13 protein-coding genes are annotated in these 13,593 nt (G+C 48.6%); 6 read left to right on the top strand and 7 right to left on the bottom strand.

Annotated elements, in window-relative coordinates:
* Positions 1-248: 248 nt before the first annotated feature.
* Positions 249-1,919 (top strand): methyl-accepting chemotaxis protein, encoded by a 1,671-nt coding sequence (locus EHW56_RS05245; RefSeq protein ID WP_152798804.1) that lies wholly within the window; start codon positions 249-251, stop codon positions 1,917-1,919.
* A 63-nt stretch (positions 1,920-1,982) separates the two neighbouring features.
* Here EHW56_RS05245 and EHW56_RS05240 read toward each other — a convergent pair whose 3' ends face one another.
* The 3 genes from EHW56_RS05240 to EHW56_RS05225 form a co-directional block, all read right to left on the bottom strand.
* Positions 1,983-3,287, bottom strand: coding sequence for an MFS transporter (locus EHW56_RS05240; protein WP_172969919.1), 1,305 nt, complete (start codon positions 3,285-3,287; stop codon positions 1,983-1,985).
* 165 nt (positions 3,288-3,452) lie between these two features.
* A complete protein-coding gene (locus tag EHW56_RS05230) occupies positions 3,453-3,809 on the bottom strand; it encodes a hypothetical protein (protein ID WP_046075510.1) in 357 nt (118 codons plus the stop codon).
* Between the two features lie 57 nt (positions 3,810-3,866).
* On the bottom strand, positions 3,867-4,253 hold the full coding sequence (locus tag EHW56_RS05225; protein ID WP_052708091.1) for a hypothetical protein: 387 nt from the start codon (positions 4,251-4,253) through the stop codon (positions 3,867-3,869).
* Between the two features lie 253 nt (positions 4,254-4,506).
* On the opposite strand from EHW56_RS05225, the gene EHW56_RS05220 reads away from it, so the two are divergent.
* The 3 genes from EHW56_RS05220 to EHW56_RS05210 all read left to right on the top strand — a co-directional run bounded on the left by EHW56_RS05220 (position 4,507) and on the right by EHW56_RS05210 (position 8,095).
* Positions 4,507-5,526, top strand: a complete 1,020-nt coding sequence (locus tag EHW56_RS05220) for an ABC transporter substrate-binding protein (protein ID WP_172969918.1) — start codon at positions 4,507-4,509, stop codon at positions 5,524-5,526.
* Positions 5,527-7,362, top strand: a complete 1,836-nt coding sequence (locus tag EHW56_RS15670; protein WP_152798798.1) for a GGDEF domain-containing protein — start codon at positions 5,527-5,529, stop codon at positions 7,360-7,362.
* 193 nt (positions 7,363-7,555) lie between these two features.
* A complete protein-coding gene (locus tag EHW56_RS05210; protein WP_152798796.1) occupies positions 7,556-8,095 on the top strand; it encodes a histidine phosphatase family protein in 540 nt (179 codons plus the stop codon).
* 137 nt (positions 8,096-8,232) lie between these two features.
* Here the strand turns inward: EHW56_RS05210 and EHW56_RS05205 are convergent, their stop codons facing one another.
* A complete protein-coding gene (locus EHW56_RS05205) occupies positions 8,233-9,663 on the bottom strand; it encodes a 6-phospho-beta-glucosidase (protein ID WP_152798794.1) in 1,431 nt (476 codons plus the stop codon).
* A 222-nt stretch (positions 9,664-9,885) separates the two neighbouring features.
* Here EHW56_RS05205 and EHW56_RS05200 point away from each other — a divergent pair, with 222 nt between their 5' ends.
* Both EHW56_RS05200 and EHW56_RS05195 read left to right on the top strand, forming a co-directional pair.
* Positions 9,886-10,770, top strand: a complete 885-nt coding sequence (locus EHW56_RS05200; RefSeq protein ID WP_046075515.1) for an aspartoacylase — start codon at positions 9,886-9,888, stop codon at positions 10,768-10,770.
* A 92-nt stretch (positions 10,771-10,862) separates the two neighbouring features.
* Positions 10,863-12,257, top strand: coding sequence for a diguanylate cyclase (locus tag EHW56_RS05195; RefSeq protein WP_172969917.1), 1,395 nt, complete (start codon positions 10,863-10,865; stop codon positions 12,255-12,257).
* A gap of 1 nt (position 12,258) precedes the next feature.
* Here EHW56_RS05195 and EHW56_RS05190 read toward each other — a convergent pair whose 3' ends face one another.
* The 3 genes from EHW56_RS05190 to EHW56_RS05180 all read right to left on the bottom strand — a co-directional run bounded on the left by EHW56_RS05190 (position 12,259) and on the right by EHW56_RS05180 (position 13,583).
* Positions 12,259-12,612 (bottom strand): hypothetical protein, encoded by a 354-nt coding sequence (locus tag EHW56_RS05190; protein ID WP_152798792.1) that lies wholly within the window; start codon positions 12,610-12,612, stop codon positions 12,259-12,261.
* Positions 12,613-12,621: 9 nt separating this feature from the next.
* Positions 12,622-12,879 carry a glutathione S-transferase N-terminal domain-containing protein gene (locus EHW56_RS05185; RefSeq protein ID WP_025744429.1) on the bottom strand — a complete coding sequence of 86 codons (258 nt, stop codon included), beginning with the start codon at positions 12,877-12,879 and terminating at the stop codon, positions 12,622-12,624.
* A gap of 185 nt (positions 12,880-13,064) precedes the next feature.
* On the bottom strand, positions 13,065-13,583 hold the full coding sequence (locus EHW56_RS05180; protein ID WP_152798790.1) for a GNAT family N-acetyltransferase: 519 nt from the start codon (positions 13,581-13,583) through the stop codon (positions 13,065-13,067).
* Between the last annotated feature and the right edge of the window lie 10 nt (positions 13,584-13,593).

Below are 13,593 nucleotides of genomic sequence, written 5' to 3'. Positions count from 1 at the left end.
TCCACTAAATCAAAGGTTATTTTTTAGAGATCAGAGGAGTGAACACACCCCTAACAAGTTAATCATTAATCGTCGAGTAATCAGATGTTTAACAAAAATATTTCTGTATAGATATGTAGGCACACATAATAGATTGCAGGATGCATCCTAATCCATATTAAATAAAAGGGCTTTTTGCGCGGCAAACGGAAAGGATATCTTCCATACTTGAGCAAACGAGAAACCACAATTAACACAAGGTATCCGGTATGTTGAAGTTAATGCTGCGCGGAAAGCTCTTAGTGCTTGCCATCGTCCCTTTGATCTTATCCATTCTGGTGACTTTGTTTATCACTACCTATTACGAGCGTGAGCTGGTCGAAGAGAACATTGCCACTTTTCGAACCAAATTGATCGATGAGCGAAAAATGCAGCTTCGCGAAGCCACAGAAATTGCCGCAACAGTGGTAAAAAATGCGCAGCAAGCGAGCGGCGATGCCACACAAAATGTCAAAGACGCACTTCGTGAAGTGACCTTTGGTAAGGCAGGCTACTTTTACATTTACGATAAACAAGGCAATAACGTATTCCATGCCTTAAAGCCAGAGCTAGAAGGCCAGTCCTTGATTAATCTTACTGATCCTAAGGGCAACAAAATTATTGTAGGCCTGCTCGACGCGGCGCAAAGTGGCGATGGCTCCTTCACCTACCTCTATCAAAAACCGGGTACCGATGAACTGATCGAAAAGATTGGCTATGCCGACATGGTTAATAACGGCCAATGGATGTTGGGAACGGGGGCCTACATTGACGATATTGAGGCGCGCGTTGCCGATTTCCGGGAAAATGCAGAAGAGGCATTAGCGGCACAAACTGCTCGAATGATCATTGCAGGTATCATTATTCTAGTTGTTACCTTTGTTGCGGTTGCCTTGGTTGCCCAACGGATGTCAACACCAGTGAAAGACATGCTGGACAACCTCAATGATATTGCCGACGGCGATGGCGATCTAACCCAACGCCTGAAAATTAAAGGCAGTGACGAAATTGCGCTGCTTGGGGATGCGTTTAATCGCTTTATCGACAAGCTGCAAACCACCATCCGCAGCGTGGTCGATGTCACGGAGAAAGTGAGCCACACCGCACGCACAATTAACGAGCAAACCCAAATGGTTGCCACGCAATTACAAACTCATGATAACGAGACCGAGCAAGTGGTCACCGCTGTTACCCAAATGAGCTCGGCTGCGCAGGAGGTGTCTCAGAACGCCACCCAAGTGGCTGATGCCACCAGTGCTGCTACTGATGATGCGCGTCACGCCCAAGAAAAAGTCCAGTTCTCGATCACCTCGATGCAAGCGCTGGTTGAGCAAATGAACACCTCCAGCAGCCATGTGGATTCTCTGAATGAGCAGTCCCATAAAATTACCGGCGTGCTTTCTGTGATTGGCGATATCGCTGAACAAACCAACTTGCTGGCACTTAACGCTGCCATTGAGGCCGCGCGTGCAGGCGAACAGGGTCGCGGGTTTGCGGTGGTCGCTGATGAGGTGAGAACCCTCGCAAGCCGCACGCAAAAGAGCACTCACGAAATTCGCGAAATGCTGGATGAGCTACAGTCATACGTTAATCAGGCTGTGGACGGAATGAAGCAAAGTAATGATACTTGCCAACAAACCTCAGAGGCATCTAACGAAATTGGTAGTGGCATTGATTCGGTAAGTAATGCCATTACCCAAATCAATGACATGACCAGCTATATTGCCTCGGCTGCCTCGGAGCAAACCACAGTGACCGAAGACATTCACCGTAATCTGGTATCGATTCGCGACATTGTGAGCCAGCTACTTAACGCCAGTAATGACTCGGCACAAGCGGCGACTGACTTGAATCAGACAGGCGAAGAGCTCAAACGTCTGGTCAGCCAGTTTAAAGTCTAACCGGCAACGCCAAACCAAAAAGGCGCTGATCACCAGCGCCTCTTTCATGTTCCGTCCGCAGACTTATCTTTCTACTTCTGGCAGTGCGCGCGCCATCAATGCACCCAGTAGACCCAACGCCGATAACACTGCGATCACTACCATTAATCCCCACTGGCTCAACCATGCCGTGACACCGCCCATGAATAAGAGCACGAAACCAATCAAGGTGTTGCTGACCGAGACATAATCGGTGCGCTGATTGCCCTCGGCCATGTTCACAATGTAGGTTTTACGCCCAAGGCGTACACCCTCGTGAGCAATAGTCAGGACAAAGTAGACGCCAGGAAGTACCCACGCCAAAGAAAAAAGCGCGGGATACCAGAGACTAATACTCACTACCACCAGCCCCAATAACGCCGTCACCACCGCAGCCATTATCATCACTTGGCGGCTGGAGCGATCGGCAAATAGCCCCCAAAAAGGAGCCGACAACAAGCTTGCGATGCCACTAATCGCGACAAAGCTTGCGGTGGTGATCGCCAGCGCTTGGCTATGCTGACTGGCTAACAGCACATAATAGGGCGCGGATAGGGCCGAACAGAGTAACAGTGAACGGGTGATCACAAAGTGGCGTAGACGTCTATCATCCACCAACAAGCGCAGTTTAGAAAGCGCATGCGTGAGCGCATTGGCACCGCCTTCTGTGGCCCCTTCGTATTCATCAACTTGGCTGTAAACCGCTGCGGCAATCCACCAAAGTACTGCACCGAACGCCAGTAGCGCGCAATAGACCCACACATGCTGCTGATCCGAGACACTGAATAATCCGACACCGGCGGCAATCGTCACCGCCCCCGCCAAGCTTGACGACCACCCGTTCAGGCGCCCTCGTTGCGGCTTAGGGATGGTTTTCCCTAACACATCTTTCGAGGCGACCGAGCACAAGCCTCGCGCCAAACTAAATACCACCAGCAAGCCGATAATGCTCCAGCCGGCTACTTGACCGGTTAAAAGTAACGCAGCGATCGCCATGGCTAGGATACACGCCCCTTGAATGACAGAGCCCGCCACCCATGCCCACTTACGTACCGCAAATTGGCGGACATAACCGGCGATACCCAACTGAGGCACTAACGAGCCCGCCTCTCGTATTGGCACCAATAAGCCAATTAACGCCAAGGGGGCGCCCACTGCGGTGAGAAGCGCTGGCAAGACAATTTTCGGGTTAGATACCGCGTCGCCAATTTTGGTGAGTCCTTGGCTAACGATGATGCGGAAAAAATTGCCCGGAACCTCACGGCACGCACTGCCATCAATGTCTTTACAGGCACGCGCATCTTCTTCATTAAAAAGTTTTTGGTGTAAGTCATCCGCTAATTTGTGCACACTTTCTCCCAGTCTCTTCTTTTTGTTTTTATTCTGCCCTTATTGGCAAGGCACGGCAAAATCAACGTGATAATGTTCATCATGGCGAACCCAAGACCGCCGCGTTGAAAACTGAATATGTTGCTTTAAGTACTGCCCATACGGGGTATCGTACAGTGTTGGTACTTACTGTAAGTCTTTATGACGCAAGCGCGTGAGCCAATATTCACGATAGCGAAAATAGCAATAGGTCGAGGCGAACAAGAAAAACAAATACGAAAGCGAAAAGACCAAAGGCGAGGTGATCAACGCATGTTTTAACCCGAGCAGTACACCCGCCGCTGTGACGGCAATCTTAGCGACTACCCCGAGCAACAACAAAAACAGCGCAAACTGGGGGTAATGACTGCTACGAAACGTGATCCAATAGCAAGCACCCACCGCTGTACTGGCGACGCCTAGCCCAAGAAGATAAGAATGGAAGTGCTCACCCGCCAACAAACCACCAAGAATGCTAAGCACGATAATCACAATAAACGTCATGAGTTCCCACCTTTTTTCTCAGTATGGCACTGATGCAAACCGCCAAGGAGACGCCTATTAAGAGAGTACGATCTTGCTCGCAGGCTCTATGCACGCGGTTGAAATTGACGGCTGGACGTTTGCTGTCAAAGCACCATAGCGGTGATTAAGGGCGTCGACAGTGACGATTTGCCCTTGCCGGCGAATACTCACTTTAGTGCCCAAATCCACCCCCGTGAAACGCATCTGCTCATCGCCGCCACTCAAAAAGTGGAAGCGGTCAATCGCCAAATCAACGAGCCGAAAGTCTCGGCGACGACAGCTCAATCGCGCCACCCAGCTTTTCGCCGATAAGACTTGCGTGGGAGACAAGGCGCGCACTGCAAACTGCCAGCCTTCACTCTCACCATAAAAATCCATCGGAAAATGCCGCTTAAATTTCTTCTTATCGTAGTAAGATTTCATTGCATTGTTATCATTTTGTTCGCCATTGACTGGCACTCTAGTCTACATAACTATGATGCCGTATATGCTTTCTCTTGCCCAATAAAATTTACGTGTCAAACAGCGGCTATCTGAACGAATTACAGACAATGATAAACCTACCGCAATCAAGCGTATACATATGCGCTATCCTTAACAGAGGTGGCCAATGGAGAGGACCCTTCCCTACATGTGTAGAAGACTGATTTTGTGGTGTGTTGTTTCTATATACACGATGTTCAGTACGCACATTCATGCTGAACAGGCTCAGCCCCGTGTACTATTTATTAATCCCGGTTATGCAACGGAAAGCTTCTGGCAGGACGTAGATGAATATGCCAATAGCGCTGCCTCAGCATTAAATATTGACCTAACGATTCGCCACGCCGATCGCAATCATTTTGCCGTGCGTCAAATACTCGCCGCAACGTTGAGTAAACCGACCCACCCTGATTACATCATCATCGTGAATGAAAAGCTGGCGGCCAAAAACCTACTTCCTATACTGAGAAAGTATCCTATTTATGTACAACTTATCTTGAATGATGTCGATCAGCAGACCAAAACCAAGCTCTTCCAAGACCCACATTGGCAACAATACTTACTGCCGAGCATTATTCCCAACAATCATTCGATAGGCTATGCGATCGCCGAAGCCATGGTGCAAGCAGGCGATAATGCGCCCGGCGAAGCCGTCATGATTTCAGGTGATCTTACCACCCCCGCATCCGTCCAACGCGAAGCGGGCGGCAAGCGCTTTTTCGTTGAACGCTCAGACATTACCTTACATCAAGTTGTTCATGGTCAGTGGAATGAGTCCATCAGCCAAGAGCAAATGCATACCTTGTTGCAACGCTACCCAAATGTGCGCTATGTGTGGACGGCCAACGATCATATGGCGTTTGGCGCGATGAAAGCCGCACGGCAAGCAGGAAAAACGCCCGGCGATGACATCTATTTTGCCACGGTCAATACCTCCGAGCGCGTGCTCTCTTTGCGAGAAAAAGGCGACATTTCAGCCCTTGGGGGCGGGCACTTTAAAGCCGCTGGCCTTGCATTGAGCCGCATTTACGCTCACGATAAAGGTTGGCCGTTACCACAGCAATGCGCTGGACAGTTGTTTCACTTAATTGAACCTGGCTCCGCTTTTTTCGTACAGTTGCGCGAGCAGGCGTGGGATCAAATCTCGTTTTTGAACATGGCGAAAGGGATTGAAAGCCATTGTCATTCAACCACAACCCAAATGGATAACTAAGTGATAAAACGCGATGTAAACTTGCGCGGTCTTCAAGCGCGCGTCGCCTTCGTTGTGCTCGCGATTAGCTTACTGTTTGCGGTAGGGAGTACACTGACGCAGATGTACATCAACTACCAGCGCACACTGGCTACGACCACAAAACTGGTAGAGAGCAGGAGCCATAACTCGGCTCGCGTGATTAGCCATGCATTGTGGGTCGTTGATTTAGAGCTTGTGCGCCGCAGTGTAAAGGGATTGTCGATGATCCCCACCATTTGTCGCGTCGAGGTAAAAGGTGTTGATGGCACACACATCACTGAAGTCAATAATACCAGTGAGGACTGTGACGCCAATCATCAGTCATTGTTGAGCGTTCAAGGTAACAATATTGGCACCCTGAACATTGTGCTCGATCGCAGTGCGATTAAACGCGATGCCTTCACAGGCGCCGTGCCTGTCGCTGTCGTCCATTTTACTGAAACCTTTATCATCACTCTGCTGATTTTGTGGGTTATCCATCGGCTGTGCTCGCGCCCACTCCAACAGCTTTCAAATACGCTCGATTACTACCAAACCGACAAGGCCAACCAAACGAGTGTGCCGCTCTCGTTGATTCAACGTAATGACGAAATAGGTAAAGTGTCTCGCTCAATCAATGCGATGCAATCGCGTATCAGAGACGACTTTCTACAAAAACGCGTGACAGAGCGTGAACTTCGTCAACATCAAACTTTATTGAAAGAGCAAGTCGAGCAACGCACCAAAGCCCTCAATTGGCAATCAAACGCTAGCTCTCTACTGGCCGATATTTCAATTCAATTTTTACGTGCAGACTCGCAATATATTACTGAAGACGTAGAGAAAATTTTTCCCGATATGGCGTCATTACTCGGCGTTGAGGCGATTGGCTGGTATGCCTTTGACGCATTCCGCGCTGAACGTCGTTGTTACTGGCCACAAGAGATTGATTTTGCCCCCCAGACCGTCGATTTAAGCGATATGCACATGATAAAACGGTGGCTGGCTGATACCGACGCACTGGTCGTTCCCCATGTCGGCCAGCTCGGCGATAATGCAATTAACGAGCGCTCTTGGTTGCGCCAACGGCATATTTTATCGTTTGCCGCTTTTCCGCTAACCGACGGTAGAAAAAGCTTTGGTATGATTACAGTGGCAAATCGCCGTCTACCCTTCATCTGGGATAACAATAAGACATTGCTTTTAAAACGTTTCGCCACCGCCATCAGTGAAGTGATGATCCGTGAACGAAACCATTACGCCATGGAAGAGCTACAAGAAGAGCTGATTGTCGCCAATGAAAAGTTGAAAGTACAAGCAGAAACCGATGACCTCACCCGGTTAAGTAATCGAAGACCGTTTAAACGTGAGCTCAAAAACCATATCCAACATGGCATCGCCAGCCGGTTACCTGTCGCCGTCATGATGATCGATGTCGATCATTTTAAAGCGTATAATGATGAATACGGTCACCTCAAAGGCGATGACGTTCTCACCCAAATCGCGCGCGTGCTGCTTACACAAACGGAACGCTTTCATGGTTCCGTGGCACGCTTTGGGGGCGAGGAGTTTGCGATCACGCTCTCAACGCGCTATGCCTCGAAGTTAACTCAGCTGGCCGAAACCATTCGCGCTGAAATTGCCAAGCTTGATATCGAGCACAAGAAAAACCCAGATGGTGACAAAATCACTGTCAGTATCGGTGGCATTATTACGCTCCCAACTCGCGAAACCACGGACTCATACCTACTCGAAATGGCTGATCAGCGTCTATATCAAGCCAAAGAAGAAGGCCGTGATCGCACCAAAATATTAGATCAAACCAGAGAAAAATAGCGAGCTTGCTCACGCCCTCCTCTCAATCCCACGGGTGAGTCATGACAGTCCGATGACGGTATGCTACAACCCTCGTAAGCGATATGTTGACCACCCGCCAAGCGGGTGTCTCGCCTCGTTATCCGGATAATAAAAATGTCACCGACTCAAGAAGCAACGCTTCAGACGCTGTCGACGCAGAAAAGGAAGCCCTATGAAAGTCGTCTTTGTCCGTCACGGAAAAACCGATTACTCTTTGGCCGATGCTCGCCAAATGAGCCAACTGGAAAAAGACTATGCACCACTCCAACGTGCATGTATTCCCGCTATTCAATCGCTAGCCGATCACCCGAGTTTACAACACGCAGACATCATCCTCTCCTCGCCCTACACACGTGCCTTACAAACAGCAGAAATCCTCAACCGGCAATTGCAAAAAGAACTGTTTGTCGAGCATGACCTCCGCGAGTGGCAAGCGGATATCAAAGGGAGCTATATTCCTCTTTCTGAGCGCGATCGACGCTGGATTGAGTACCGAGAACTGTTTGCCAATGGAAATGAAGTGACCAATGCAGGTTATGAGTCCGCGACCGCGTTATATCGCCGAGTGACATCTGTGCTCGACACCTATAAAGCCTACAATACAATTGCGGTTATCGCGCATTTTAACGTGATTGAGAGCTTAGTGGGTTATCGTGAGCAAGGGATTGAATATGGAGAAGTGATTGAGGTCGACTACCAACCCAATCTCTAATTTCTCCCCATTGGCGGGCGAGGCTTTAGCGCTAAAACGGTAAAAATCGCATACCTCGATGCAATGACTTTACCGATAGTTATAAAAGGGACGCACTAGGCGTCCCTTCTCGTCTTACGGCGATTCTACCAGAGCCTTTACTCTATCAAACCATTGTTCTTAATCACGTTTTGATACCAGTAAAAGCTCTTTTTACGATGGCGAGAAAAGTCGCCACTGCCATCATCATGACGGTCAACGTAGATGAAACCATAGCGTTTGCGGTATTCGCCCGTGGTAAAGGACACACAATCGAGACAGCCCCATGGCGTATAGCCAATCACCTCAACGCCATCTTTCCAAATGGCATCCGCGAGCGCCTCAATATGTTGTGATAAATAGCTGATTCGGTAATCATCATTGATTTCCCCTGAGGTTTCACGCTTATCTGTCGCGCCAAGCCCATTCTCCACCACAAAAATCGGTTTTTCGTAACGCTCATACAGCTCAGAAAGCGCAAAGCGTAAACCTTTGGGATCAATTTGCCAGCCCCAGTCCGAAGCGGGTAGATGCGGATTCAATCGGCTTGCACTGAATAAAGCATTTTCATCTTCTTCTGGCGGGTTGGCATCTACGATATTCGTCATGTAGTAACTGATCGCCAAAAAGTCTGCACAGCCGTTTTTAAGAATCGTTGCATCCTCTTGATGCATGTTGACCTCGATCCCTTTGCTGGCCCATTGCGGCCAAATATAGTGTGGGTAGTGGCCTCGCAACTGCACATCGCTGCATAAATATTTGTCACGCATCGCTTGCTGTGACGCCAACATATCATCAGGGTGACAACTCGCCGGATACAACGGCATCATGTGGATCATGCTACCTATTTTAAAATCCGGATTAATCACATGCCCTAGAGACACCACTTTGGCGCTGGCGACGAATTGATGATGTAGCACTTGATAGAGTCTCTGTTCGGGATGATCGTGCTCGGTAAAAACCACACCTGAATTACAATAGCCAAATAGCGGATAGTCCCAGTTGATCTGGTTGTTGATCTCGTTAAAGGTAATCCAATAGGAGACTTTGTCGCGATAGCGAGTCATTACGGTCTCGCAAAACCGCACGAAAAACTCAATCACATCTCGATGAGCCCAGCCCCCGTATTGGGTGACAAGGTGCTGGGGCATCTCAAAATGAGAAAGCGTAATGACAGGTTCAATCCCCTTCTCTAATAGGTAGTCAATAAGGTCATCATAAAAGGCAAGGCCCGCTTCATTCGGCGTGATCTCATCACCAAGAGGAAATATCCTCGACCACGCGATAGACGTGCGAAAACACTTAAACCCCATCTCCGCAAAGAGATCAATGTCTTCACGGTAGCGATGATAAAAGTCCACAGCATCATGGTTCGGATAGGCTTCATGTTCTTCAACACGCTGGGTAATTTTGCGCGGTGTACCATGGGCACCTTTGGTCAGCACATCCACAATGCTGACGCCTTTACCGTCGCAATCCCATCCCCCCTCAACTTGATGAGCCGCTACAGCGCCACCCCATAAAAAATGCTCAGGAAATACCGTTTTCATTGTTCACCTCTTTGTATCGTCTTCCGCTAGGCTAACGATTTCCACTCAGCTGAAGTGTGAACTGACTCGAAAAAGCATAGGACCTCCACTACCAACTCGCGATCAAGTGAATAGAAAAGCATTAATAAAGAAAAATTATGCTATTAACCTATCGAATGGTTAGTGCTAAGCTGTCTAAATAGACAAATCCATGCGATTATTCTTCACATATCAGGAGCTTTCATGAGTCGGTTTAGTAACGTTGCTATTGTTGGTGGCACCCACGGTAATGAGTTTAGCGGTGTTTACGCACTAAAACAGTGGCAATCCAACCCAGCAATCACAGCCCGCGATAGTTTTTCCACCGAACATGTCTTTGCGAACCCCCCTGCTTATAGCGCCAACAAACGCTATCTAGACTGCGACCTTAACCGCCAATTCGATCCTAAACTACTGGCTGACTACAGCTTGGCAAACTATGAGCAAAGTCGCGCTAAAGCCCTCAACCAACAATTAGGCCCTAAAGGGGATCCGCGCGTCGATTTTATTATCGACCTGCATAACACCACCAGCAACATGGGACCCACACTGATACTCTTGACACTTGATACGTTCAATAAGCAGCTCGCCGCTTATATTAGTGAGCGTATGCCCGATGCCATCATCTTAGTCGAAGATCATATTGAACCTATTCAGCATGCATTTTTATGCTCGATCGGCAAACAAGGGGTGATCGTTGAGGTAGGCCCACAGCCCCAATCGGTACTGCGTCATGATGTAATGGAATCGATGCAAGAAATGACGACACACATTTTGGACTTCGTGCATCTGTTTAATATTGATAAGGTGCCAGCACTGCCTAAAAACGTCACCGCGTACCGTTACAAAGAGACACTGCATTTACCACAAAATGAGCATGGGGAACGTATTGGTATGGTGCACCAGCACGTTCAAGACAAAGACTTTCAGCCGATAAAGCCCGGTGACCCACTGTTTATGTGTTTTGATGGCAAAGAATTAACATGGCAAGGCGACTACACGGCCTATCCGCACTTCATTAATGAAGCAGCGTATTACGACAACAATATTGCGATGTCGATGGCTAACGTATTTACCTTCACGGTATAACCTGTTTCTCCGCCTAATCTCCTCAGCGAGCGCGAGCTGCTGGGATTTGTACTACGCTTAGTCTAAGCCAAATAGACGTACAGAGCCCAGCAGTGAATCAGCCCATTGACCAGTACAAGCATATTGTCACATTACTGCCCTCGCTTTTTCGCCATCTCGATACGGCGGTTGTTATTGCTGATACAAATCGCCGTATACAACTATTAAACCCCGAAGCAGAAGCCCTATTTGGTTGCAGCCTAGCGGATGTAAAAGGCGCTAGCACGCGCATTCTTTACGCCGAGCAAGAAGACTTTACCGCAACGGGCAAAGATCGTTTTAACACCCACTCAGTTCACGCATACTACGATGCTTATGTGGTGAGATATAAGACCGCCGATGGCCATGTGTTTTTAGGCGAAACACATGGTGGGCCAGTGTGCGATGAGCAACAAGTTGTCACCATGTATGTGGCTTTTATTCAAGACATTAGCACCCGCGTAGAAGTAGAATCCGCGCTCAACCAGCTCCACTCAATCACGTCAGCACGCAATTTGGATTTTTGCCGGCGCGTAGAGCGTATTCTCTCTCTCGGTTGTAAACACTTTAATTTGCCTATCGGTATACTCAGCCACATTCATGGTCAGCGTTATACCGTACAATATGCGCAGCACCCTGATGACACCCTGCAGCCTGGACAGGTGTTTGATCTAAAAGAAACATACTGTTGTCACGTCTATGAGGCCAATGAGGCGCAAGGGTTCCACCATGTTTCGCAAAGCGATATCAAAGCCCACCCCTGCTACGAACATTTCGGCCTCGAAGCATATATCGGTGCCCCCATTTTTATTGATGGCGAGCGCTATGGCACGTTAAATTTTTCAAGCCCTGAACCCACTCGCCCCTTTATTTCGCAAGACTATGAACTGGTACGACTCTTTGCCGAATGGGTCGGTCACGAGCTGGCGCGTCTACGAGATTGGGAAGCACTCGAACAAGCGCAACAATTGCTTGAAATACAAGCGAATACTGACTCATTAACGCAACTTTATAACCGCCATTACCTCAGCAACGCTCTCGTTCAAGAGCTGGCACGCTGCGAACGGTACAACAACCCCTTGACGCTGGCGATCGTAGACTTCGATAACTTCAAACGCTTAAATGACACCTTTGGTCATCGGGCAGGCGATATCGCCTTACAACGCTTCGGCAATATTGTGCGGGAAGAATCACGGACTAATGACATATACGGTCGCTGGGGCGGAGAGGAGTTTCTCTGTTTGCTTCCTGAAACGGATTTGAGTGGTGCTGAGGTTGTACTAAAGCGCTTGGTCGAGCGCGTACATGGCGAAGAAATCCACGTCGACGGACAAACCTTACGCTGTACCATCAGTATCGGTTATACGGGCTTCTCGGCGGGTGATACACAAGACAGGATCATTCAACGTGCCGATACCGCGCTCTATCTCGCAAAAGAAAACGGCCGCAATCGAATCGAGCGGGCATGATTTAACCTCGCTGTTTTCGAGCCCAAGTCACATAGTCTTGGATCACAGGCTCAGCGAGTAAAAGGTCGAGGCTGTGTAATACGCGACCCAGGTGTTTTTCACTGAATTGGCGATGAATAAAAGCATGGCAAGGCCGACATACCCAAATACCGTGCTCACGCATGTAGGGTCGGGAAAAGCGCTTGGCGAACCATTTGTTGTTATGACAAGTTTTGGGGATCAAGTGATGGAAGGTCAGCGGCTTTGAGTGCTGACACAGTGCACAGGGCGTTGAAGAAGGCGGAGAGGCAGGCATACAGGTAATAATACTTAAAAAGAAGGTCGCATCGATCACTACGACCCTCGTAACCAGCATCTGGTTCAATTACGCGAAGTTGTCACGCAAGTATTCAATAATGTCGTCCGATTCATACATCCACTGTGTTTCGCCGCCTTGGTCAATACGCAGACAAGGCACCATGCCTTTGCCGCCTTCGGTCTGTAGGCGTTGCCATTCTTCGGCGTTAGCGTTCATATCCACCAGCGGAATATCTAACTTGAGCTCTGTCATGACTGCACGCACTTTATGGCAAAATGGGCAGTGCTCTTTGTGATACAAGCTTAGTCCGTTCAAATCAGCCATTATGTTTCCTTTTAGGTCATCAGGGCGGATTTTCAAATGCCGCCATATGTGTGAATTCATTCCACGTAATGATGGCATTGAACTTGGTCCCAACGCTAGTCGTTAGCCTGTTTTATTGGCACCAAATAAGCAACCGAGTGCATAATGGAGATTAACCCATCACCTCAAGGTCGCTTGCTCATCACTCAAACACTGGATAATGTGTTCCGGTAACAAAGACAGTCAATCACTTCGCCAGCCACGTGTGCCACGTTGAATTTTTTATCGCATAGGTTAAACCCATTCCGCTCTAACACCGTTTGTGATGCAATGTTGGTCGTAGATGCCATGGCGTTGAGTGTCACAAGTCCGTGCTCGCGCGCGATCTCTAACGCATACTTTACCGCTCGAGAGGCAACCCCCTTCCCAGTATGTTGCTCTGCAATGCGATACCCTAACGAACCTGATGAAGATACCGCATCAATTTGGCTGATATTAACCCGTCCCAAAAGCTGGCCCTCGGCATCCGTGATCAACATAGGTACGTGTTGTCCTTTCTGATGTAAGGCAAGTAATTCGCAGATGTGGTCATAAACGCCTGCTTGGCGATAAAACGCCTCACCGCGCGATTCAATATAGGTTTCAAAATAAGCACGGTTTTGTTGTTCAAACTGGAACACCAAGTCCGTATCAGCCAGGATAAGAGGGCGGATCAGTAACTGCATAACACGACCA

Origin of the sequence: Salinivibrio sp. VGrn1 (genome assembly GCF_009377995.1) — a bacterium.
Taxonomy (GTDB): domain Bacteria; phylum Pseudomonadota; class Gammaproteobacteria; order Enterobacterales; family Vibrionaceae; genus Salinivibrio; species Salinivibrio siamensis.
The sequence above is the reverse complement of the archived record's forward strand: the minus strand, read 5'-3'. Positions and strand labels throughout refer to the sequence as shown.

What these genes read in the sequence shown, in the direction of transcription:
- EHW56_RS05245 (WP_152798804.1), top strand. Translation starts at nt 249, where the DNA reads ATGTTGAAGTTAATGCTGCGCGGAAAGCTCTTAGTGCTTGCCATCGTC.
- EHW56_RS05230 (WP_046075510.1), bottom strand. Translation starts at nt 3,809, where the DNA reads ATGACGTTTATTGTGATTATCGTGCTTAGCATTCTTGGTGGTTTGTTG.
- EHW56_RS05225 (WP_052708091.1), bottom strand. Translation starts at nt 4,253, where the DNA reads ATGAAATCTTACTACGATAAGAAGAAATTTAAGCGGCATTTTCCGATG.
- EHW56_RS05220 (WP_172969918.1), top strand. Translation starts at nt 4,507, where the DNA reads ATGTTCAGTACGCACATTCATGCTGAACAGGCTCAGCCCCGTGTACTA.
- EHW56_RS05210 (WP_152798796.1), top strand. Translation starts at nt 7,556, where the DNA reads ATGAAAGTCGTCTTTGTCCGTCACGGAAAAACCGATTACTCTTTGGCC.
- EHW56_RS05205 (WP_152798794.1), bottom strand. Translation starts at nt 9,663, where the DNA reads ATGAAAACGGTATTTCCTGAGCATTTTTTATGGGGTGGCGCTGTAGCG.
- EHW56_RS05200 (WP_046075515.1), top strand. Translation starts at nt 9,886, where the DNA reads ATGAGTCGGTTTAGTAACGTTGCTATTGTTGGTGGCACCCACGGTAAT.
- EHW56_RS05190 (WP_152798792.1), bottom strand. Translation starts at nt 12,612, where the DNA reads ATGCTGGTTACGAGGGTCGTAGTGATCGATGCGACCTTCTTTTTAAGT.
- EHW56_RS05185 (WP_025744429.1), bottom strand. Translation starts at nt 12,879, where the DNA reads ATGGCTGATTTGAACGGACTAAGCTTGTATCACAAAGAGCACTGCCCA.
- EHW56_RS05180 (WP_152798790.1), bottom strand. Translation starts at nt 13,583, where the DNA reads ATGCAGTTACTGATCCGCCCTCTTATCCTGGCTGATACGGACTTGGTG.